The sequence below is a fragment of the Arthrobacter sp. NPDC080031 genome, assembly GCF_040702485.1.
Taxonomy (GTDB): Bacteria; Actinomycetota; Actinomycetes; order Actinomycetales; family Micrococcaceae; genus Arthrobacter.
Window position 1 is genome coordinate 1 of record NZ_JBFBLA010000047.1, and the last position, 21,176, is coordinate 21,176.

General features: G+C 63.9%; 19 protein-coding genes, 1 pseudogene and 1 riboswitch. Of the genes and pseudogenes, 7 read left to right on the plus strand and 13 right to left on the minus strand.

Annotated elements, in window-relative coordinates; genetic code table 11:
* Positions 1–143: 143 nt before the first annotated feature.
* The 3 genes from AB0323_RS23435 to AB0323_RS23445 form a co-directional block, all read right to left on the minus strand.
* The gene (locus AB0323_RS23435) at positions 144–1,370 is read right to left on the minus strand and encodes an MFS transporter (RefSeq protein ID WP_366179460.1); all 1,227 of its coding nucleotides are present in this window, start codon (positions 1,368–1,370) and stop codon (positions 144–146) included.
* Between the two features lie 44 nt (positions 1,371–1,414).
* Entirely contained in the window at positions 1,415–1,861 is a 447-nt protein-coding gene (locus AB0323_RS23440; RefSeq protein ID WP_366179461.1) for a MarR family transcriptional regulator, read from the minus strand.
* An 80-nt stretch (positions 1,862–1,941) separates the two neighbouring features.
* On the minus strand, positions 1,942–2,445 hold the full coding sequence (locus AB0323_RS23445; RefSeq protein ID WP_366179462.1) for a GNAT family N-acetyltransferase: 504 nt from the start codon (positions 2,443–2,445) through the stop codon (positions 1,942–1,944).
* Between the two features lie 159 nt (positions 2,446–2,604).
* On the opposite strand from AB0323_RS23445, the gene AB0323_RS23450 reads away from it, so the two are divergent.
* On the plus strand, positions 2,605–4,077 hold the full coding sequence (locus tag AB0323_RS23450) for an amino acid permease (RefSeq protein ID WP_366179463.1): 1,473 nt from the start codon (positions 2,605–2,607) through the stop codon (positions 4,075–4,077).
* Positions 4,078–4,121: 44 nt separating this feature from the next.
* On the opposite strand, the gene AB0323_RS23455 is transcribed toward AB0323_RS23450, so the two are convergent.
* The 3 genes from AB0323_RS23455 to AB0323_RS23465 all read right to left on the minus strand — a co-directional run bounded on the left by AB0323_RS23455 (position 4,122) and on the right by AB0323_RS23465 (position 8,050).
* Positions 4,122–5,270: a mannitol-1-phosphate 5-dehydrogenase gene (locus AB0323_RS23455; RefSeq protein WP_366179464.1), complete on the minus strand. Its 1,149-nt coding sequence runs from the start codon at positions 5,268–5,270 to the stop codon at positions 4,122–4,124.
* Positions 5,270–7,258 (minus strand): PTS mannitol transporter subunit IICBA, encoded by a 1,989-nt coding sequence (locus AB0323_RS23460; protein WP_366179465.1) that lies wholly within the window; start codon positions 7,256–7,258, stop codon positions 5,270–5,272. The genes AB0323_RS23455 and AB0323_RS23460 overlap by 1 nt, the downstream gene beginning before the upstream one ends.
* A gap of 69 nt (positions 7,259–7,327) precedes the next feature.
* Complete coding sequence (locus tag AB0323_RS23465) at positions 7,328–8,050, minus strand: TetR/AcrR family transcriptional regulator (protein WP_366179466.1); 723 nt, start codon at positions 8,048–8,050, stop codon at positions 7,328–7,330.
* Positions 8,051–8,167: 117 nt separating this feature from the next.
* On the opposite strand from AB0323_RS23465, the gene ptsP reads away from it, so the two are divergent.
* Together ptsP and AB0323_RS23475 are read left to right on the plus strand one after the other, a co-directional pair.
* The gene (gene ptsP / locus AB0323_RS23470) at positions 8,168–9,856 is read left to right on the plus strand and encodes a phosphoenolpyruvate--protein phosphotransferase (protein ID WP_366179467.1); all 1,689 of its coding nucleotides are present in this window, start codon (positions 8,168–8,170) and stop codon (positions 9,854–9,856) included.
* Between the two features lie 39 nt (positions 9,857–9,895).
* Entirely contained in the window at positions 9,896–10,174 is a 279-nt protein-coding gene (locus AB0323_RS23475) for an HPr family phosphocarrier protein (protein ID WP_364536581.1), read from the plus strand.
* A gap of 218 nt (positions 10,175–10,392) precedes the next feature.
* Here AB0323_RS23475 and AB0323_RS23480 read toward each other — a convergent pair whose 3' ends face one another.
* On the minus strand, positions 10,393–11,658 hold the full coding sequence (locus AB0323_RS23480; protein ID WP_366179468.1) for an acyl-CoA dehydrogenase family protein: 1,266 nt from the start codon (positions 11,656–11,658) through the stop codon (positions 10,393–10,395).
* Positions 11,659–11,763: 105 nt separating this feature from the next.
* Entirely contained in the window at positions 11,764–12,522 is a 759-nt protein-coding gene (locus tag AB0323_RS23485) for a TetR/AcrR family transcriptional regulator (protein ID WP_366179469.1), read from the minus strand.
* 60 nt (positions 12,523–12,582) lie between these two features.
* On the opposite strand from AB0323_RS23485, the gene AB0323_RS23490 reads away from it, so the two are divergent.
* Positions 12,583–12,990, plus strand: coding sequence for a helix-turn-helix domain-containing protein (locus tag AB0323_RS23490; RefSeq protein ID WP_366179470.1), 408 nt, complete (start codon positions 12,583–12,585; stop codon positions 12,988–12,990).
* 20 nt (positions 12,991–13,010) lie between these two features.
* On the opposite strand, the gene AB0323_RS23495 is transcribed toward AB0323_RS23490, so the two are convergent.
* From AB0323_RS23495 to AB0323_RS23510, 4 genes are all read right to left on the minus strand, one after another.
* Positions 13,011–14,075 carry an ATP-dependent DNA ligase gene (locus AB0323_RS23495; protein WP_366179471.1) on the minus strand — a complete coding sequence of 355 codons (1,065 nt, stop codon included), beginning with the start codon at positions 14,073–14,075 and terminating at the stop codon, positions 13,011–13,013.
* A 215-nt stretch (positions 14,076–14,290) separates the two neighbouring features.
* A riboswitch (cyclic di-AMP (ydaO/yuaA leader) is annotated at positions 14,291–14,441 on the plus strand.
* Positions 14,442–14,460: 19 nt separating this feature from the next.
* Positions 14,461–15,489: a hypothetical protein gene (locus AB0323_RS23500; RefSeq protein WP_366179472.1), complete on the minus strand. Its 1,029-nt coding sequence runs from the start codon at positions 15,487–15,489 to the stop codon at positions 14,461–14,463.
* Between the two features lie 249 nt (positions 15,490–15,738).
* On the minus strand, positions 15,739–16,953 hold the full coding sequence (locus AB0323_RS23505; protein WP_366179473.1) for a helix-turn-helix domain-containing protein: 1,215 nt from the start codon (positions 16,951–16,953) through the stop codon (positions 15,739–15,741).
* Between the two features lie 63 nt (positions 16,954–17,016).
* Positions 17,017–18,360 (minus strand): cation:dicarboxylase symporter family transporter, encoded by a 1,344-nt coding sequence (locus AB0323_RS23510; protein WP_366179474.1) that lies wholly within the window; start codon positions 18,358–18,360, stop codon positions 17,017–17,019.
* Between the two features lie 353 nt (positions 18,361–18,713).
* Here AB0323_RS23510 and ald point away from each other — a divergent pair, with 353 nt between their 5' ends.
* Together ald and AB0323_RS23520 are read left to right on the plus strand one after the other, a co-directional pair.
* Positions 18,714–19,832, plus strand: coding sequence for an alanine dehydrogenase (gene ald, locus AB0323_RS23515; RefSeq protein ID WP_366179477.1), 1,119 nt, complete (start codon positions 18,714–18,716; stop codon positions 19,830–19,832).
* 117 nt (positions 19,833–19,949) lie between these two features.
* Entirely contained in the window at positions 19,950–20,465 is a 516-nt protein-coding gene (locus AB0323_RS23520; RefSeq protein WP_366179475.1) for a mismatch-specific DNA-glycosylase, read from the plus strand.
* Between the two features lie 122 nt (positions 20,466–20,587).
* Here the strand turns inward: AB0323_RS23520 and AB0323_RS23525 are convergent, their stop codons facing one another.
* Positions 20,588–20,719, minus strand: coding sequence for a hypothetical protein (locus AB0323_RS23525; protein ID WP_366179476.1), 132 nt, complete (start codon positions 20,717–20,719; stop codon positions 20,588–20,590).
* A 268-nt stretch (positions 20,720–20,987) separates the two neighbouring features.
* On the opposite strand from AB0323_RS23525, the pseudogene AB0323_RS23530 reads away from it, so the two are divergent.
* Positions 20,988–21,176, plus strand: a pseudogene (locus AB0323_RS23530) (HNH endonuclease); the annotation flags it as partial.

Genomic DNA, 21,176 nt, shown 5'->3' on the forward strand with positions numbered 1-21,176 from the left:
GCCCACCCTCAACCTACAAACCCCAGCCAACCGGCTCAACCAGCTGCTGCAGGCAGCCTAAACCCCCTGCGTTGCTACGACCAGTTGACTTTGCCCGGCTCATAACGACAACAACTGCGAGCTACTTGGGAGGTTTTGCTGGCTTACACGAGGTGCGGTTCGTGCGACTTCAAGTAGCTGCGGCCGCCGACGGCCACGAGGATCGCGACCGCGAGCGCAAGGGCCGCGGCGAAGAACGGGACCTGCGGGCCGAAGTGCTCACCCAACTGTGCCGCGGCAAACGGAGCCAGCGCACCGCCCATCCACCGCACGAAGTTGTAACCGGCCGAAGCCACGGGACGCGGCGAATCGGAAACCTCCATGGCCAGTTCGGTGTAGAGCGTGTTGTTGATCCCCAGCAGGGCGCCCGCCACAATGACAAGCACGACGACGGCAGTCACCGAGTGCCCCGCGGCCAGTCCCAGCCCGACGAGGTCCAACAAAAGGGCCCCGAGGGTGCCGACCAGGACGTTGGTGGTACCAAAGCGACGCTGCAGCACGGGTGCCACGAAGACCGAGAACACGGCCACGGCAACGCCCCAACCAAAGAACACGGAGCCGATACCGTAGGCGTCCATCCCGAGAATGAAGGGCGTGAAGGCCAGGATCGTGAAGAAGCCGTAGTTGTAGAACAGGGCGCTGGCCGCGGTAGTGCGAAGGCCTTTATGGCCCAGGGCAAGGAGCGGGTCACGCAAACGGGCCTTCGTGGCCGGCGTGGGGGTCTTGGGCAGCAGGGCCAGCAAGGCGATGAAGGAAATGGCCATGAGGACCGCGGTGCCGAAGAACGGTGCGCGCCATTGCCAGCCGCCGAGAAGCGCGCCAAGCAACGGGCCGAGGGAAATTCCCAGGCCAAGGGCGGCTTCATACAGGATGATCGCAGTTCCGGTTCCGCCGCTCGCGACGCCGACAATCACGGCAAGCGCGGTGGCCACGAAGAGGGCGTTGCCAAGTCCCCAACCAGCGCGGAATCCGACCAGCTCACCCACGCTTCCGGACAGGCCCGACAGCGATGCGAACACGACAATCAGTGCCAGACCGATCATCAGCGTCTTTTTGCCACCGATCCGCGAAGAAACGAACCCGGTCACGAGCATCGCGACGGCGGTCACCAGGAAGTAGCTCGTGAACAGCAACGACACTTGGCTGGGGCTGGCCTGGAGATTCTTGGCGATAGCCGGCAGGATCGGGTCCACCAGGCCGATGCCCATGAAGGCGAAAACGGCGGCAATTGCCGTGGCCCACACGGCTTTGGGCTGCCTGAGGAACGAGGCCTTTTCGGCCTCGAGTGTTTCTTCCGCTGGCTGCAGTTGCTCTGCGAGCTGGCCTTTCATGGACTGCTCTCCTAGTTCTTGGGTCGTTCAGTTCTTGGTTTTGTTCAGTTCTGGACTGAATGGTTGATCTTGTCGAACACCGGAAGGGCGGCTCGGACGGCGTCACGTTCCGCCTGGCTCAGCGTTCCGAGGATCCCGGCGATGAATTCGTTGCGGCGCCGGTCTGCATTCTCGACGGCGGCACGTCCCGCGGCGGTCGCGGCCACACGGACGGCACGGGAGTCGTCCGGGTCTGCTTCGCGCTTGACCAGGCCTGCGCGCTCAAGCTTGATGATCTGCTCCGTGGCGCTTGGGACCTTGACCCCAAGGTTCCGGGCGATCCCCCCGACGCGGGCACCGCCGTCGAGCGCCATCTTGAGGACGCCAAGCTGGGCCGAGCTGAGTTGCTCCTCGGAATCGAGGCGGCGCATCACGTAGACGCTCTGCCGCAAGGCTTCCCGGAATGATTGGGCGAGGGCGAGGAGCGCGTCGTCAGCTTGATCGGTGTTCATATTTAGGTATCCTAACAGTTAGGTTGCCTAAATATCAAGAGGTGCGTGGCCTTGCCTTTGACCCCTCGAGGCTACGGGCGCTACAGCGCCAGCTTCATTCCCTCGTGACTGGCGACGAAGCCGAGCCGCTCATAGAAGCGATGGGCGTCCTTGCGGGACTTGTCGCTGGTGAGCTGGACAAGGGTACAGCCCCGGTTCCGCGCCTCTTCGATCGCCCATTGCATCATGGCCGCACCGACGCCATGATCCCGCAACTCCGCGGCGACGCGCACGGCCTCGATCTGGCAACGCAGCGAACCCTTCCGGGCCAAGCCCGGAATGAAACTCAGCTGGAAAGTTGCCACGCAAGCGCCGTTCAAATGGCCTACAACCAACAGTTGGGCCGGATCCTCGTTGATCTGCTGAAACGCCTGCAGATACGGGCCGACGTCCTCGGCGTTTTCACGGGAACTGCCCAACTGATCCGCCGCGAGCAGTCTCAGGATGGCGGGCAAGTCCTCCCAGTGGGCCCGGCGGAGCGTGAAGACTCCTTCGTCCAGGGCCATGCTCAACAGCGGCTTCACGCCTGGATTTGTGTGACTCATAGCACCAGCCTGACACAGTCGGGTGCTTTCGTTTTACGAGCGTTCATGAATTCTGAGTGAAACGTTCAATCACAATCTTTTGGGTGGTTCGAGTTACTTTGGACTAGCAGATTTGTTAGCCACGTCACCATTGCGGCGAATCACCCGAAGGATGCAGATATGTCTCACCAGACAACAACAGGGCAACGCACTGCCTCCAGCAAAGACAGCGAGCCGCACCTGGCGCGCTCACTGAGCAACCGCCACATCCAGTTGCTTGCCATCGGCGGCGCCATCGGCACAGGCCTGTTCATGGGCTCCGGAAAGACCATCTCCGTCGCCGGTCCGTCCGTGATCTTCGTGTACATGATCATCGGCTTCATGCTGTTCTTCGTCATGCGCGCCATGGGCCAGCTCCTGCTCTCCAACCTGAACTACAAGTCCTTCAGCGACTTCGCCGGCGACCTCCTTGGTCCGTGGGCAGGCTTCTTCACCGGCTGGACCTACTGGTTCTGCTGGGTAGTAACAGGGGTGGCCGATGTCATCGCCATCGCGGGCTACGCCAACGAGCTCTGGCCAGGCGTGCCGCTCTGGATTCCGGGCCTCGCGACCATCGCCATCCTGCTCCTCCTGAACCTCCCCACGGTGAAGGCCTTCGGCGAGACCGAGTTCTGGTTCGCCCTCATCAAGATCGTCGCCATCGCCGCTTTGATCATTGTGGGCATCGTGATGATCTCCACCGGCTTCAAGTCAGACGCCGGAGCCGCGAGCTTCACCAACCTCTGGAGCCACGGCGGCTTCTTCCCCAAGGAATTCATGGGCTTCGTTGCCGGCTTCCAGATCGCGGTTTTCGCTTTCGTGGGGATCGAACTGGTAGGCACCGCCGCGGCCGAGACCAAGAACCCGGAGCACAACCTGCCCCGCGCCATCAATGCCATTCCGGTCCGCGTGATGCTTTTCTACGTCGGCGCGCTCATCATCCTGATGTCTGTCATTCCCTGGACCGAGTTCAAGGCCGGCCATAGCCCGTTCATCGCCATGTTCTCCCTGGCCGGACTGGGCATCGCGGCAACCGTGGTGAACCTCGTGGTCCTGACCTCCGCCATGTCCTCGGCCAACTCCGGCATCTACTCGACGTCGCGCATGGTGTTCGGCCTGGCGAACGACGGCGATGCCCCCAAGGTGTTCGGCCGCTTGTCCAGCCGCAAGGTTCCGCAGAATGCCTTGTTCCTCTCCTGCGTGCTGCTCCTCGCCGGCGTCGCCCTTCTCTACGCGGGCAAGGACATCGGAGCCGCCTTCGACATGGTCACCACTGTGTCCGCCGTCTGCTTCATGTTCGTCTGGTCCATCATCCTGGCCAGCTACCTTGTCTTCCGGAAGCGCCGGCCCCACCTGCACGAAGCGTCCACCTTCAAGATGCCCGGCGGCATCGTGATGGTGTGGGTGGTCTTCGCGTTCTTCGGCTTCCTCGTCTGGGCCCTGACAACCCAGCCGGACACCCTTACGGCCCTGCTCGTAACCCCCATCTGGTTCGCCGTCCTCGCCGTGGCCTACGCCTTGGTCCGGAAGACGCCACTGCACCAGGCCCGCGTGGCCGAGTGGAAAGCCATGGCCGAAACCGAGACGACCGCCGTCGAAACCGCCGCCCCCTAGGAGGACGCCCGCTCACAGGTGAGCGGGCGTTCCAGGGCCGGGGGCTAGGCCTCGACCTTCCGGTCTTCGATCAGCTTCCGCACCTGCGGGAACAACGGATGCGACGGCGGCAGCTCCGTGATGCGCTCGACCGCCTCTGCGGCGTCCATCTCGGCGAGCATCCGGGCGAGTTCCACTGCTTCGTCGTCGGCCCCGTCGTCGAATCGCAGGGCAGCGGATATCGCGTCGAGCAAGGCAACGGGAGTCACTCCGCGCTCGGCCAGCTCGGCGGCCGGGCCGATGAACCGTTCGTGCCGGCCCAGTTTGCGGAGCGGCGCACGGCCCACCCGGGTCACGGTGTCCGGTAAGTACGGGTTGGTGAAGCGGGACAGGATCTTCTGCACGTACGCTTCCTGCTCTGCTTCGACGAAACCGTGTTTGGCCACGAGAAGCGACTTGGTCTCCTCCAACACTGCCCGCACCCGGGCGGCCACGGACTCGTCGGCCATCGCGTCGGAAATCTTTTCCAAGCCGGCTCCGTAGCCGAAGTACGCTGCCGAGGCGTGTCCCGTATTGACGGTGAAAAGCTTCCGTTCGATATACGGACCGAGCTCGTCCACGAAAGTCGCGCCGGGGATCACCGGCGCCTTCCCCGCGAACGGCGTGCGGTCGATGACCCACTCGTAAAAGGTCTCCACAGTGACGTCCAAGCCTTGGCCCGGCGCCTGGTTGGGGACAATCCTGTCCACCGCGGTATTCGCAAACACCGCCGCGGAGGAAAGGTCACCCGCGGCGCCGTCCCAAGCGGCTTCCACTTCGGAGTGCAGGAGGTCCGTGGCGTTGATCGCGTTCTCGCAGGCCATGACCTGCAGCGGAGCCAACGACGGCGAGCGGCCGGCAATGCCCCGCGCGATCACCGGTGCCACGAACTTGAGGATGTGCGGCCCCACCGCAGTGGTGACGAGGTCCGCCGTCGCGATTTCCGCGACGACGGCAGCCTCTTCAGTGCCCGAATTCAGGGCCCGGAAACCGGACACGGTCTTGACCGCGGCATTTTCGCCGACCTCGTGGACCTCGTAGGAGGACGCGGAGGCGAGCTGGCTGATCAAGGCATCCGCGACATCGGCGAAGACCACCTCATATCCGGCCTCGTGCAGCAGCAAGCCTACGAATCCCCGTCCGATGTTCCCTGCCCCGAAATGGACTGCCTTCACTATGCATTGACCTTTCCGAACATATCCAACACTTCCTCCACCGACGTGGCCTGCTCAAGCTTGGCCACTTGCGCCTTGTCCGTGAAGATCTTGGCGATGGAGGACAGGATGTGGAGGTGCTCGTTGTTGATGCCGGCGACGCCGACGACGAACTTGACCTGCTTGCCTCCCCAGTCGATGCCCTCGGGGTAGCGGACGATCGATACACCGGAGTGCAGGATGTGGTCCTTGGCAGCGTTCGTGCCGTGCGGGATGGCCAGGAAGCTGCCCATGTAGGTGGACACGGATTCCTCGCGCTCATGCATTGCGTGAATGTAGCCCATGTCCACGGCGCCGCGATCCAGCAGCAGCTTGCCTGCCTCGTCGATGGCCGAGTCACGGTCCGTGGCGGTTCCGTTGAGGATGACGCTTTCGGGGAGAAGGACTTCCTTGCCCCCGACGGCGGCAGGCTGGGCGGCGTGGGCACCGGCGGCCGGTTCGGCGACCGCCGTCGAGCCCTCAGCGCCGGGACCGGCGTTGCTGCTCTTGACCAAATCAACGATCTCGTCGTACCGCGGACTATTCATGAAGTTATCCACGGAGACGTGCACGGCGCTGGAGGTGGCCGGCCGGGCGCGTTCTGTCAGGTCCTGGTGCGTGACCACGACATCGTAAGTGTCGCTCAGGTTGGCGATGGACGCATTGGTCACATTCACACCGGGGAAGCCCGCCGCCTTGATCTTGTTGCGCAAGACCGTGGCGCCCATGGCACTGGAACCCATCCCGGCGTCGCATGCGAACACGATGTTCTGGATGGGCTTGGTCAGGACGGCAGTGCCGCCTGAGCCCAGGAGGGCCGAAGCTACGGAGCTCTTCGTGCCCTTCATTTCCTCCATCTTGGAGGTGGCTTCGCCAAGGTCGACCTCATCGCTGTGGTGCGTGGTCCGGAGAATCAACGAGGAGACGAGGAACGAAACCGTTGCTGCCAGTACGACCGACAGGATGACGCCCACATAGCTGTCGCGGGATGTCTGCGCAATGACGGCGAAGATGGATCCCGGGGCTGCGGGAGCCACGAGGCCGGAGTTGGTGATTGCAAGAGTCGCAATGCCTGTCATGCCACCAGCCATGGTTCCGAGGATCAGCAGCGGACGCATGAGGACGTATGGGAAGTAGATCTCGTGGATTCCGCCGAGGAACTGGATGATGAGGGCACCGGGTGCCGAGGCCTTGGCCGCGCCGCGTCCAAAGAAAATGTAGGCGAGGAGAAGTCCTGCGCCTGGACCGGGGTTGGCTTCAAGCAGGAACAGGATGGACTTGCCCTGGTCGAGCGACTGCTGGATCCCCAGGGGCGTCAGCACCCCATGGTTGATTGCGTTGTTCAGGAACAGGACCTTCGCGGGTTCGATGAAGATGCTGGTGAGCGGAAGGAGTCCGTTGTGCACCAGGAACTGGACGAAGTTGCCCGCAGCCGTGCTGAAGGACTGCACCACGGGCGAAATGCCGAAGAATCCGAACAGGGCCAAAATAGCGCCCCAAATACCGGCGGAGAAGTTGTTCACGAGCATTTCAAAGCCCGCGCGGATCTTTCCGTGCCAGATTGCGTCGATCTTCTTCATGGTCCAGCCACCCAGCGGGCCCATGATCATCGCGCCAATGAACATCGGGATGCCGGCGCCGACAATCACGCCCATGGTACCGATGGCACCGACGACGCCACCGCGGACGTCGTAGACCTTCTTTCCGCCGGTGTAGGCAATCAGAAGCGGAAGCAGGTAGGTGATCATGGGGCCGACAAGGCCTACATTCGGTGTCCCGGCTGCGTTGTTGCCGAAGCCACCGAGTTCAGGGACGGGCAACCATCCAGTCTTGATGAACAAGGCGGTGATGATGCCCCATGCAATGAAGGCCCCGATGTTGGGCATGATCATGCCGGACAGGAACGTTCCGAACTTTTGGACACCAACGCGCACGCTGGTGCGCTGTTTCGCAACTGACGCTGTTGCCATTATGTGAATTCCTAACGTGAGCCCCGCATCAATGCGGGATCAGTCGATAACTATCGAAGGAGGACAGCTTTAGGAGCTGGAGGAGATTCGGTGAAGCCATTCAAGGAAAAGCTTCAGCTCCGAACTGGATAGCTGGTCTGAATGCGAAGCTTGGAGTGCCGCATTCAGCGCGATTGCCGCAACAACAACCGACGACTTGCCGGAGTCGTCTGCTGCGGCGCCACGGGCTGTTTCCGTGGACACGGCGAAAATCATGGAATCCCGGGTCATGGTGGAAAGTTCGAGGTTCCGGTCTTCCAAAGGCTCGGCAATGAGCATGAGCGTAACGCCAACGTTGGCCGCCAGGATGCTTCTGGCCGCCTCCCGCGGGGGTACGTTGATCTGCCCGGCAATGGCTGCCTTGCTCAGCATTTCCTCCAGGAGCGACTCGGCATCAGCCACGATGGCCGGCCTGCTTTCCGGACGGATGTTGCCGAACATCACCAGGTAAAGGTGCGGTTGGGTAAGTCCGAACTTGACGTGGTTATCCCACATCCGCCGGACGTCCTCCAGGGGTTCCCCAGAGGGTGCGAAGTCCCGCTCTCCCGCCACGTACTCCTCGAAGCCAGCTGAAACGACGGCGTCGAACAGCCCCTCCTTGTCGCCGAAGTGATGGTAAAGCGTGGGCGCCGTGACGCCTGCGAGTTTGGTGATTTGGCGCGTAGAGACCGGTGACCCGTCCGAATTCGCCAGCAACTCGGCAGCTGCACGGAGCAGCCGAGTTTTGGGCGGAAGCTGGTCATCGAAACTCATAGCCGCTACCCTAGCACCTATAGCAACGCTATATGAAGTGAGTCACAGGAGATTTTTTCGGACCCCGAGGCGCCGCAGCCGGTGGGTCCGATCCGAGAGCAGGAACAGAGGATTTCAGTGCAGAATTTCCAAGGAGTAGGCGTTAGCCCGGGCCGCGTCATTGGCACTATCCGTCAGATGCCCAAACCGGTCAGCGAACCGCCGTCGGGCGAGCAGCTGGCCGCATCCACCACCGCGGAAGAGGCCGTCGCGGGCCTCAAAGCGGCTGCCCAGTCGGTCCACGACGAACTCAAGGCACGCGCGGACAAGGCCAGCGGAGATGGTAAAGCGGTGCTGGAAGCCACCGCGCTCATGGCCAAGGACACCATGCTCCTGAAGTCGGCCACCAAGCTCATCAACAACAACGGCACCTCCGCCGAACGCGCCATCTGGGAAGCCGGCGCATCCGTGTCCGAAATGCTCCACAACCTGGGCGGATACATGGCCGAACGCGCCACAGACGTCCTGGACGTCCGCGCGCGGATCGTCGCCGAACTTCGCGGGGTACCCGCCCCCGGGATCCCGGCGTCGGACACTCCGTTCATCCTGGTGGCCGAAGACCTCGCTCCCGCCGACACCGCAACGCTGGACCCCGCCGTCGTGAGAGCACTGGTCACCTCGGGCGGCGGACCGCAATCCCATACGGCGATCATCGCGCGCTCGCTCGGCCTGCCCGCCGTCGTCGCAGCCCGCGGAGTGGACGAAATTCCTGACGGCGCCGAAGTCTTTGTAGACGGCGCTGCCGGCTCACTCTCCCTCGAACCCACCGAAGAGCAGCGCGCGGCCGCCCTCGCATGGCTCGAAAATGCCGCCACCCTGGCGGTTTTTGACGGAAACGGCACGACGGCGGACGGCCACTTGGTGCCCCTCCTCGCCAACGTCGGCGGGGCCAAGGACTCTGCCGCGGCCGCCGCATTGGGCGCCCAGGGCGTGGGCCTCTTCCGCACCGAATTCTGCTTCCTGGAACGCGACACCGAACCGACCGTCCTGGAACAGGCCGCCGCGTACAGGGGCGTGTTCGACGCCTTCCCGGGAAAGAAAGTGGTGCTCCGGACCCTCGACGCCGGCGCTGACAAGCCCCTTCCCTTCCTCACCGACGCCACCGAACCCAACCCGGCCCTCGGTGTGCGCGGCTACCGCACCGACTTCACCACGCCCGGAGTTTTGGAACGCCAGCTCGAGGCCATTGCCATCGCAGCCGGCGAATCAGAAGCTGACGTGTGGGTCATGGCACCCATGATCTCGACCGCGGCCGAGGCCGCCCGTTTCGCTTCGCTGTGTAGCGCCGCGGGAATCAAGACCCCCGGGGTGATGGTGGAAGTTCCCTCGGCGGCATTGACCGCGGCGTCGGTCCTGCGCCACGTGGGCTTCGCTTCGCTCGGCACCAACGACCTCACGCAGTACGCCATGGCGGCCGACCGGCAACTCGGCCCCCTCGCCGAACTCAACACCCCATGGCAGCCAGCCGTTCTGCGGCTCGTGCAGCTGACTGTCGCGGGCTCGGCCGAAGAGGGCAACGGCAAACCCGTTGGCGTCTGCGGTGAGGCAGCCGCGGACCCGGCCCTCGCCGTCGTGCTCGTTGGCCTGGGCGTGTCCACACTGTCCATGACCGCCCGCTCGCTGGCCGCCGTCGGAACCGTGCTCAAAACGGTGACGTTGGAACAGGCGCAAGAGTTGGCCCGGCTCGCGCTCAGTGCACCCGACGCGCTTGACGCAAAGGCCTGGGTCCGCGCCAAACTGCCGATCCTCGAGGAACTCGGGCTCTGAGCCCGGCTGCACTGTCCTACCTGAACACAAGGAGAAACAATGCCCGAACGCACCGCAACCATCGCCAGCCGCTCCGGATTGCACGCACGCCCCGCGGCGATTTTTGCCGAAGCCGCGGGAGAATCCCCGGTTGAAGTGACCATCGCGATGGCCGGATCGGCACCCGATGACGCGCTCGACGCCGCCAGCATCCTCTCGCTCATGACGCTCGGCGCGGCAAAGGGCGACGTCGTCGTGCTCCGCGCCGAGGGCGACGGCGCCGACGCGGCCCTGGATTCCCTCGTGACACTGCTGGAAACGGACCTCGACGCCGAGTAGGAGCCTTCCGGGCAACGCCCGCTCACATACAGCCGCCTCCCGGGCAACGCCCGCTCACATACAGCCGCCTCCCAGGCAACGCCCGCTCACATACAGCCGCTTCCCGGGCAACGCCCGCTCACATACAACAGGAGGGTTCCGTCGATTGGACTCATATCCGAGCGAGCGTTCGGGAATTTGGCCACATACGTGAGCGAGCGTCTCGGTGGGGGTGACGCTTAGGCGAAGGCGGAGATTCCCGTAATCGAGCGTCCGATAATCAACGCCTGGACAGTCTCCGTGCCTTCATATGTGTGGATGCCTTCGATATCGGCGAAGTGCCGGGCCACGCGGTTGGCCAGCAAGATCCCGTTGCCTCCGAGCAGGTCGCGCGCGTTCGAGGCGATGCCGCGGGCAGTGCGCGTGCACGTGAACTTCGCGAGCGCCGCCTGCGCGGGCGTCAGCACACCCTCTTCGTCCAGCCTGGTCATCTGCATGACCATGAGCTGCATGGTGGCGAGCTCGGAATGCATGCGCGCAAGACGCTCCTGCACAATCTGCGAAGCGGCCAGCGGGCGGCCGAACTGCCGGCGTTGGGCAGCGTACTGCACAGCGGTTTCGTAGCAGGCAGTGGCATGCCCGACGGCGGACCAGGCCACTCCCAGCCTGGTCGCCAAGAGCACCCGGGCTGTGTCCTTGAAACTCCGGGCACCCTGGAGCACGTTTTCCGCCGGGACGAAGACATTCTCGAGGCGGATGTGGGCCTGCCAGATGGCCCGGAGTGACAGCTTGCCCTCGATGGTCGTGGCGAAGTATCCGGGGGAATCCTGCGGGACAAGGTATCCGTGGACGTGCCCGTCGTCGCCACGAGCCCAGACCACTGTCAGGCCGCCGATCGAGCCATTGCCGATCCATTTCTTTTCACCGTTGAGTACATAACCGCCCTCGACGGGTGTCGCTGTCGTCTCGAGTCCCACCGAATCGGAGCCGTGCGCCGGCTCGGTCAAGGCGAAGGCACCGTATTCCTCGGCTCGGGAAAGCGCGGGAAGCCAGCGGGACTGCTGCTCCGGAGAACCGCATTCGGCCACGGACCGCAAAGCCAATCCACCCTGGACCGCGACAACCGTGCCGATGGACCCGTCGCCGCGGCTCAGTTCCATCGTGACCAGCCCGGCGGCGGTCTTACTCATGGCCGGGAATCCGTCGATGTTGATCCCGTCGCGAAGCAGATCAAGTTCACCCAGGCGCTTCACTAAATGCAGCGGATACTCCGCGCGCTCCCAGTACCCCGCGATGACCGGGAGCACCTCGCCCTGGACAAACGTCCGGGCGCGGTCCCAGTAAGCGCGGTCTTCGCGGCTGATGTCCTTGAAGACGGAGGCCGGGTCCGGGTCCAGGGATTCGTTCAGGACATACTCGGGCTCCATGGTTCCGGCCGGGAAAACAGCCCCGGACGGAAAAACAGAATCCAGTTCTTCGGAAGTGCTATCGGACGTCGTCGTCATGGGGGAATCCTCGCTCTGGGTTGCGCTCTGCGACTCCCAGCATGCGCTGACACTCAGTTTCATGTCAAGGAACTCAATGCCAAAGAGGTTCTGCTGGATCCAACGCTAAGCCAGGGCGTCCCGGACCGCTTGGAGGATCTGCTCTGTGCCCGCTGCCGGATCCAGGACAGCAACCACGACGGCGGGACGGCCGCTTTCCGGAGGAGGCGCACCGGCCGTCAGGCTGCCGGCCTCGCCGGCTGAAACCTTGGCGAAAGTGTCGGCCAGAGTACCCAACTCGCGCCCAAGTCGAACGGCCAACCCCACGGCTTCAGCTTCCCGCACCTCGCGTTCGCCGCGCTCGACGTCGTCGCCGGCAGAAAGAGCCCGCAGCCATTCGCGCAGGACACTGTTGTGCACCGCCACTACCGATGCAGCAAAGGCCGCGGCAGTGAGTTCCCGGTTTTCGCCCTCGGGAAGAGCGGAAGAGAGATGATTCCGGAAGGCCCGCTGATAACGATGTGTCATGACCAGTTCACGATCACGAAGGGCAGGCACCTGATGCAGGAGTTCGTAGCGGGCGAGGGAGGTTTTCCGGTTGCCCACGTGGTGGCCGAAGACCAAGAGCGCCGCCTCCACGACGGCACGCAACGGATCCGCCGTCGTTCCCGCAAGGAACTCCTCAACCTGCGCCAGGATACGGTCGTGATCGGCGAAAACGATGTCCTCTTTGGATCCGAACTTGCGGAAAAACGTGCTTCGACTGATCCCGGCAGCGCCGGCGAGGTCGTCCACGGAGGTCGTGTCGTAGCCGTGCCGAACCAATAGCTCGATGGCCGCGGCCACGGCAGGGCCTGGATCCGGATTTGCGGGGTAGTTGACCATAGGCGTGAATCTAACACGGCGGCGTAACCGCATAGCCTCGAGCGCGGCTAGGCTTCTGCCATGGCATTGATAGCTCCCCGCGTGACGCCTGGCTTGCCCGCGGACGACGCCCGGAACCTGGCTCGCTCACTCCAGGACAGCAACGACATCACCGTCTTCGTGGACGGCACGGTCCACCGGCTGCCGGATGAGGCGAGGGACGCCGTCGTCGACCTCCTTGGCAGGCTGGGCCGAGGCGAAGCGGTGACAGTGAGCAGCGTCGAGGAAATGCTCACGACGTCGAGGGCGGCCGAACTCGCGGGAATCTCGCACACCTACCTGCGGAACATGACCGACCGTGGCGAAATCCCGGTGGAATACCGCGGCACTCACCGCCGCATCAGACTCGCCGACATCATGGCATGGCTGGAAACGCAGAAGCGAAAGCAAGCCGAAGCCGCCACCGGAGACGACGCCGCCACTGACTAAACGCCCGGTACCCGGGAATCTCACTGCGGCAGGGACAGGATTTCGCCGAGATCGAAGTCCACCGGTTCTTCCAGCTGTGCGTAGGTGCAACTCTGCGGGTCGCGGTCCGGACGCCAGCGACGGAATTGTGTGGTGTGCCGGAACCGATCGCCCTCCATGTAGTCGTAGGCAACCTCGATAACGAGTTCGGGGCGCAGCGGCACAAAAGATAAGTCCTTGCCCGCGCTCCAACGGCTAACCGCTCCCGGCATTCGTGAACCCGCACCGGCTTCCTGGCCGTCCCATTTGCCCCAAGGGTGTTCACTGAGATCGGCTTGGTATGGTTCGAGTTCGGCCACAAGGCTTTCCCGGCGAGCCATCGGAAACGAAGCCACGACCCCCACATGTTGCAGGCGTCCTGCCCCGTCGTAGAGCCCGAGCAACAACGATCCAACCACCTTGGCGGTCTTGTGCCAGCGGAATCCCGCCACTACACAGTCCGCGGTCCGCTCATGTTTGGTCTTGAACATGACGCGTTTGTTGGGCTGGTAGACCCCATCGAGGGGCTTGGAAACCACCCCGTCGAGTCCCGCGCCTTCGAGGAGGGTGAACCATTCGTGCGCCTGGGCAAGGTCATGAACGGCCGGAGTGACAAAGACAGGGGCCTTCGCCGCGGCGAGAGCCTCCACGAGTGCGGCGCGCCGCTCGCTGAACGGACGATCCATGAGATTCTCCTCGCCCAGTCCAAGGAGATCGAAGGCGATCAACGACGCCGGTGTCTCTTCAGCAAGCATTCTCACGCGGCTGTCAGCAGGATGGATACGCTGCTGGAGGCGTTCGAAGTCCAGCCGGTTGTCCGCGATGAGGACAACCTCGCCGTCGATCACGCACTTGGGCGGGAGGTTCTTCCGGAGCGCCTCCACGAGTTCAGGAAAATAGCGGGTCAAGGGCCGTTCGTTACGGCTGCCAAGGATGATCTCGTCCCCGTCTTTGAAGACGATCGTTCGGAAGCCATCCCATTTGGGCTCAAAATGCCCAACATCGGGGATGGATGGAACAGACTTGGCGAGCATGGGCGAGATGGGTGGCATCACGGGCAGGTCCATGCGACCATTCTGCACCTGCACCACCCAAGGATCACGCGGCCCGCCCAAAGCTGCCCTCGCGCAAATAGCATCTTGACCCTACTTTCGCCCGGATCCCACCCAAGCGACACCACCCCCGTTACCCAAATGTGACTTCGGGCCGCGGCTGTTGTAACGTCGAGGGGCGGCCCATCCCCAACTGGGCCGCTTCCGGGTTGACGCCGAGCTCTGCCGCAATCCGGAATCCGCCAGACCCGCGGCAGAGACGGGGGACCCAGAGTCTCCGGGCCTACTTTTCCACAGGCCCTTGGGGTGAAGCCGCCACGTGCGGCCGGACGGCCTCGTCCGAACCCGACAGCTAACCTCGAAGGCGTTGAGAGGCAATCACCATGTCCCCAACCATGGATCAGCCTCGCCGTGCCCAAGTGGCGCGCGAGCGCATCAAACCAACCGGACGTCGTCGGGCCAAAGACAGCGAACCGTTCATTGCTGCACCGGCTTCTGAACCTTTGATTTCGACGCCGGTTCCCGCCACCACGGCAACCCCGACGACGGCGGTGCCCACCACGCGTGCGGCCGCCCGCGCTGCCGAACGGAAGAGAGCTTCCCAAGCCAGCGAAACCGCGGCCATTCCGGCGGTGGCTACTCCCACCGTGGCTACTCCGGCGGTCGCTGCCGAGACCGCAGAGCCGGCGACCGCGGCCATTCCGACGGTGGCTGCTCCCACGGTGGCTACTCCGGCGGTCGCTACCGAGACCGCAGAGCCGGCCAGGACTGAGAAGGCGGCCACAACGCCACTCCCGCCGGCACCTCGTGCCGCCGTTGGGCTGGCGTCGTTCACGGGTTCGTCCTTTAGCCGCGAACCACACGCCGTCCTTAAGAAGGCTGCCACCATCCGGACGATGAGCAACCGAATGGCCGTGGTGACGGGTGCCTTAGGCATCTTGTTGGCGGCGGCTTCGGTCAGCCAGGCCCTTGAGTTGCCCTTCTTCGGCCAGCAGACGCAGACCCAGGGCGCTACCAGCCCGGATAGCCAAGACTCCACGCAATCCAGCGTTCCTTCCACGACGGCAAGCACTCCACTCAGCCCAGCAGCATCACCCTCGGCCGCTACCCCAAGCGCCAAGTCCGGCCAGACCGCCGCGGACCCGGCGCAGCATTCGCCGCAAGGACCCGCCGCCGTCGAACCGTCGAGTGTTTCGGCGCCGTCGATCTCCGTCCAGGTTCCTACCACCCCGTCAGCACTGCCCCCAAGCCTCACCCCGGGGCCTGTTCCGTCCACTCCGGTTCCGGCCGAGCCGGCGCCGGCCCCCAGCCCCGGTCCGACGGGGCCAACGAGCCCCGCCCCGACGCCCGATCCGACGGACCCAGCGTCTCCGACGCCCGCGCCCACTGGTTCTTGGAAGCCGCGGACCCCGCCCAGCCCTACTCCCACGCCGAAACCCACGCAATCGGGCGTTGACCTTGGGTCGATCTTGGACGCAGCAACCAAGGCCCTGCAGTGAGGACGGGAGAGCATCGAACATTTGCCGTTGAGTGGCATGGGCGGTGCTGCCGGCGCACCCGGACGCAAATGATTCAGCACCGTCCGGACCGCTGGCGCTGCAGCTTGCAGCAGCTAAGGCAGCTCAACAAGTAGGCCAGCGCGGCTTCCGGTACCAGTGGCTTCCTGGTACCGGGGGCTTCAAATCCGCGGGCGGCCCGCCCAGCGGCGCGCTTTGAGCGTTGCATGGAGTTCGAGCCGTGTCGCGCCATTCAGCGGATCTGCACCAATGAGCTGGCGGACCCTGGCGAGCCGGTTGTAGATGCTGCTTCGGTGCAGGTGAAGCTTCTCGGCCACGTCCTGCACGGAGCCGTCGCTGTCGTAAAGCAGTTCGAGCACGGGCAACAGCTCGCCATTGCGGTCCGCATCCTCGATCTCTTGGAAATGTGCCGAGCCCGAATCGTCCCACCCACCGGGCGCCTGGAGCCGTTCGAACAATTGGTAGATCCCGGCCGAGCGGCTGTCCACGAGCTCGCCGAGTGGAGGATCGACGGCGGCAGCCTGGGCCGCGAGCTTCGACTGACGGTAGGCCCGGCCCAGCTGGCGGATGACTGAAAACGGCTCACTTATGCCGAGAATGACCCGGTCCACCTTCCGGCCCGCGCGCTTGGCGAGTTCCAGCTGATAATGAACCAGGACCTGGGCGTGCTCCGCCCGTCCGCCCGTTTCGCGGAACAACAGGACCGAATGCGTCTCGGTGCCGGCGCTGAAAAGCACGGAATCGACTCCGATAGTTGCTTGCAGCGCAGCGGAACGGTGCGTCAGGGTCGCCGCGATCGGATCCGAGACGCCGCCGCTGTCTTCCGCGTCGAGCACGGTAACCAGTTGCCACGGCCCACGGCCTTGGATTTCCTTCCACCCCGCTACGGCCGCAACCGCATTGGACTCGCCCTGGCATGCAGCCAGGAATTCCTGCTCGCGGCGGCGCCGGAACTCCGATTCGGCAGTATTGGAATCGAGCAGCAACCCCGCGAGGAGGTCCAACTCGTCCCGGACGCCGGGCAACTCGGCGAGTATCGCCGTCGCGGTCTGCTCGTCAAGGTCCTGCTGGACCCAGAGGTACCCCACGCGGAATCCGCGCACCAGCAGCGGGACGCAGACGCGTCCCACCATCCCGAGTTCTTCATTGGCGGGCACGACGACGGGACGCACCGCGGTGGCGATGCCGTGCGAGAGCTGCCACGCACTGACGTCCACCGGGACCCGCTTGCTCAGGAGGAAATTCACTCGCACACGGTCGGCGTGGGACTGGTTAGAACTGTAGGCGAGCAGCACGCCGTCGAGGTCTTCCAGGGAGAGCCCGCGGCCCAATTTGAGTGCGACGTCCTCGACGATTTTCTCCACTTCTTGCTGCATGGAGCAAGACTACTTTGCTTGCCGGACACGAGTGGCCGGATTTGTTTATCCAGCGTGGAACATCTATCCAGCGTGCGCCGGCATGGGAGCCTCGCTGGCTTTTTCGGGAAGGGCCCCTTCCCCCCGGAAGGCACGAAGCATGGCGTCCCGATCGAACTCGCCTTCCCACTTCGCGACGACAAAGGTGGCCACGCAGTTGCCGAGCAGGTTCACTACCACCCGCATGGAGTCCATCAGCCGGTCCGCGCCCAGGAGAAGCGCGACGCCCGCGACGGGAAATATCCCCAAGGCACCAGCCGTGGCCGACAAAGCGAGGAAGGCTGAACCGGGAACGCCCGCCATGCCCTTGGAGGTGAGCATGAGGATCCCCAGCGCCACAAGCTGCTGCCCGAGATCGAGATGGTGCCCGAAAGCCTGGGCGAGGAAAAGCAGGGAGATCGACAGATAGATTGCGGCACCGTCGAGGTTGAAGGAGTAGCCGGTCGGAATAACGAGGCCGGTGGTGCTGCGCGAGCAACCTGCGTTGGAGAGCTTGGCCATGATGCGCGGCATGACAGATTCCGTGGACGCCGTACCAAGGGCCAGCAGGAACTCTTCACGGGTGTACTTCAAAAACTGCCAGAGCGGCACCCGGGCGATGCCCCACGCCACGAGGAAGAGCAAAGCGATGAACACGACGGCGGCCCCGTAACACGCCGCGATGAGTACCGCGTATGTGCCCAATGAATCCAGTCCGTACTGGCCAATGATGAACGCCATGGCCCCGAACGCGCCGATGGGTGCCACCCGCATGACCCAGGCCATAATCTTGAAGAACACGTCCAGGACCGTCTCCATGAACGTGAGCACAGGCCCGCACCGTTCCATGCCGATGACAACAACGGCCGAACCGAAGAAGACGGAGAAGCACAAGACCTGCAGCAGATTGTTGCTCGCGAAGGCGCCCACGACGCTGGTGGGGATGACACCGATCAGGAACTGGCCCACGTCCTTGGGCGGGGCCGAGCTGGTCTTGGCGTTCAGGGCGTCCTGGCTCAGCGAATTCGGATCGATGTTGAGCCCTGCCCCTGGCTGGACGAGGTTGCCCACCACCAGGCCGAATGCCAGGGCGAACAGTGTGGCCCCGGTGAAGTAGATGAGTGCCTTGGCTCCGACACGGCCTACGGCCTTGACATCCCCCACCGCCGCGATTCCGGTGACGATGACCAGGAAGATCAGTGGCGCGATGATCATCTTGATGAGCTGAATGAAGCCGTCGCCAAGAGGACGCAGCCCGGAACCGATACTGGGCCAGAAGTGGCCGATCAGCACACCTGCAACCACGGCGGCGAATATCTGGACGAACAAGGACTTGTACAGGGGCTTCCTGGCTGCAGGAACAACAGTCGAAGAGGTCTGTGTCTTCATGGTGCTGGCCAATCGTTGGACGGAGGTGCGTGTTGCTCATCCACGATAGGAAAGCCACGTTTCAACGAAGTGACACAAATGTCACAAGATGAATCATTCATGAAACATGCGTTTCAGCTGGCGGGCGAGGGTTCATGTCGGATCCCGAATTGCCCGACGAACATCAGGCGACACCTGACGTTCTCAGCTTCGACAAATGTCGAGTTGCCGGAGGCAAAAACCCCGGAAATACAAGGAAGTTCACGACGGCGGTCATCGCCTTTCGTGTCGTCTGGCTCACAGCGGATTTATTCTGGAATCACAGTCCGCCGCAGAGAAAAGGCCGTTGAAGCCTTTCGAACATGGAGCCCAAAATGATCATCGGTGTCCCCAAAGAGATCAAGAACAACGAATTCCGCGTTGCTATCACAGCCGCAGGCGTTCACGAGTTCCGCACCCACGGCCACACGGTGTTGGTGGAGAGGGGCGCAGGCCTGGGCTCCGGTATCACGGACGAGGAATACGCGGTTGCCGGCGCGGAGATCGTGTCCGAAGCCGACGACGTTTGGGCACGCGCTGACATGGTCATGAAGGTCAAGGAACCCATCAAGGCCGAGTACCACCGCTTCCGCAAGGGCCTGATCCTCTTCACCTACCTGCACCTGGCCGCTGAGCCTGAACTGACCCAGGAGCTCATCAACTCTGGCGTCACCGCCATCGCCTACGAAACCGTCCAGGAAGGCCGCACGCTGCCCCTGCTCGCACCCATGTCCGAGGTCGCCGGCCGGCTGTCGGTCGTCGTCGGCGCTTCCTCCCTCATGGCTCCTGCCGGCGGCAAGGGCGTGCTGCTGGGCGGCGTTCCGGGTGTCCGCCCGGCCAAGGTCGTTGTCCTCGGGGCCGGTGTCGCTGGAACCAACGCCGCCGCCATGGCCCTGGGCCTGGGCGCCGATGTCACCATCATGGACATCAACATCAACCGCCTCCGCGAACTGGATGCCCTCTACCAAGGCCGCCTGAAGACGGTCGCTTCCAACGCGTACGAGATCGAGAAGTCCGTAATCGACGCCGACCTCGTCATCGGTTCCGTGCTGATCCCGGGCGCCAAGGCTCCCAAGCTCGTCACCAACGAGCTCGTCTCCCGGATGAAGCCCGGCTCCGTGCTGGTGGACATCGCCGTGGACCAGGGCGGCTGCTTCGAGGACACCCACCCCACCACGCACCAGGAACCCACGTACAAGGTCCACAACACGATCTTCTACTGCGTCGCCAACATGCCGGGCGCCGTTCCGAACACCTCCACCTACGCTTTGACCAACGTCACCCTGCGCTACGCGGTGTCGCTGGCCAACCTGGGCGTCAAGGCCGCATTCGACCGCGACCCCGCCCTGGCAGCCGGCCTCAACATCGCTGCAGGCAAGGTCACCCACCGCTCGGTCTCCGAGGCGCACAACCTGCCCCTCGTCGCCGACTGGCACAACCTGGTTTCGGCGTAGTTTCCCTTCGCCGCTGACGGGCGCGGCTTAGCGATCCCGACGGCGGGGTGCGGCTTCCATGGGAAGCGGCACCCCGCCGTCGTAGCTCTCCGCTTCCGGAAGCCCGAAGATGGAGTGATGGGATTTAGTCGGTCTGCCCTTGATTCGTTCCGAGGCCAGAGCCTGCCGGACCTGCTCGGGGACCAAACACGGCTTTTGTTCGTCGGCATAAATCCCGGCCTGCGCGCCGTCGCGGTGCAGGCGCATTTTGGCGGCGGAAGCAACCGTTTCTATCCCGCTCTCTACCGGGCGGGAATCATCGATCGGCGGGTAGATGCTTCCGCGGGCTTCCGTCCCGAAGACCTCGCGCATCTGCGTGAACGTGGCCTCGGCATCACGTCTCTCGTCGCGGGAGCGTCGGCGCGCGCGGACGAACTCACCGCAGCGCAGCTCGTCGCTGGAGCCGAAGCTCTCTCAAGCCGCGTCGAAGGCATCGCTCCGGCAGTGGTGGCCGTATTGGGAATCACCGCCTACAGGACTGCCTTCGGGCGGCACCGGGCAACAATTGGACCTCAACCGGACCCTCTCGGCGGCCCCCCTCGTCTGGGTGGTCCCGAACCCGAGCGACTTGAACAGACACGCGGGCCTCGCTGACCTGGCACACGCCTATGGAGAAGTCGCGACCGCGGCCGGGATCGAACTCTTTACAGGATCGGAATAAGACAGGATCGGCATAAGCGGCACGCGCCTGCCGTGTCCCGTCGATTCCCTCCGCGTCATAATCCGTCGACGATCTCGTCGACAACGGCGCCGAACTTCCCTGGCTGCCCACCTGCCTTGACGAGCACGCTGAGCCCGATCACGGAGGCGAGCAGTTGACTGGCAGCAGCGCCGGCATCCCGATCCACACCTAATTCTCCTGACTCTTGTCCTTGCACGACTGCTTGCCGAAAAACGGCTTCGATCTGACTTTCTCGCTGATGAACGCAGCCGGGTGGCGGTCACGGAAAGCGGTCCATCAACAACATAAGGAGTCCTTTCGATCTTCCGGGTTTTCGGCTGGACTGGTTGTCCGCCTAAAAAGTCGGACCCCTCTGCGATGCTTTGGTTATGGCCGGGAACCGGGGAACACAGCTGATCAGATCGGGCACGCCTTCGGGCGGCGCAGGTCCGGATATGGCTGTGTCAGATGCCTGGGTGCGGGACCTGATCGATGCCGTTGCCTCGTTCCGGCCCGACGCCGCCACCGAACCGGCCGACTGTGCCGAATTGATCAACCAGTTGCGTGCCCTGGAGGATCTGAAGTCCGCGGCCGCCGCCGCGCAAGCCCGGATCGCGGTCGCGTTCGATGCCGCCCAGCGCAGC

Excerpts from the sequence above, each read along its gene's own strand:
- ald (WP_366179477.1), top strand. The coding sequence starts at position 18,714 with ATGATCATCGGTGTCCCCAAAGAGATCAAGAACAACGAATTCCGCGTT.
- AB0323_RS23465 (WP_366179466.1), bottom strand. The coding sequence starts at position 8,050 with ATGAGTTTCGATGACCAGCTTCCGCCCAAAACTCGGCTGCTCCGTGCA.
- AB0323_RS23480 (WP_366179468.1), bottom strand. The coding sequence starts at position 11,658 with ATGACGACGACGTCCGATAGCACTTCCGAAGAACTGGATTCTGTTTTT.
- AB0323_RS23490 (WP_366179470.1), top strand. The coding sequence starts at position 12,583 with ATGGCATTGATAGCTCCCCGCGTGACGCCTGGCTTGCCCGCGGACGAC.
- AB0323_RS23520 (WP_366179475.1), top strand. The coding sequence starts at position 19,950 with ATGGGATTTAGTCGGTCTGCCCTTGATTCGTTCCGAGGCCAGAGCCTG.
- AB0323_RS23435 (WP_366179460.1), bottom strand. The coding sequence starts at position 1,370 with ATGAAAGGCCAGCTCGCAGAGCAACTGCAGCCAGCGGAAGAAACACTC.
- AB0323_RS23440 (WP_366179461.1), bottom strand. The coding sequence starts at position 1,861 with ATGAACACCGATCAAGCTGACGACGCGCTCCTCGCCCTCGCCCAATCA.
- AB0323_RS23475 (WP_364536581.1), top strand. The coding sequence starts at position 9,896 with ATGCCCGAACGCACCGCAACCATCGCCAGCCGCTCCGGATTGCACGCA.
- AB0323_RS23495 (WP_366179471.1), bottom strand. The coding sequence starts at position 14,075 with ATGGACCTGCCCGTGATGCCACCCATCTCGCCCATGCTCGCCAAGTCT.
- AB0323_RS23445 (WP_366179462.1), bottom strand. The coding sequence starts at position 2,445 with ATGAGTCACACAAATCCAGGCGTGAAGCCGCTGTTGAGCATGGCCCTG.
- AB0323_RS23505 (WP_366179473.1), bottom strand. The coding sequence starts at position 16,953 with ATGCAGCAAGAAGTGGAGAAAATCGTCGAGGACGTCGCACTCAAATTG.
- AB0323_RS23450 (WP_366179463.1), top strand. The coding sequence starts at position 2,605 with ATGTCTCACCAGACAACAACAGGGCAACGCACTGCCTCCAGCAAAGAC.
- AB0323_RS23460 (WP_366179465.1), bottom strand. The coding sequence starts at position 7,258 with ATGGCAACAGCGTCAGTTGCGAAACAGCGCACCAGCGTGCGCGTTGGT.
- AB0323_RS23510 (WP_366179474.1), bottom strand. The coding sequence starts at position 18,360 with ATGAAGACACAGACCTCTTCGACTGTTGTTCCTGCAGCCAGGAAGCCC.
- AB0323_RS23485 (WP_366179469.1), bottom strand. The coding sequence starts at position 12,522 with ATGGTCAACTACCCCGCAAATCCGGATCCAGGCCCTGCCGTGGCCGCG.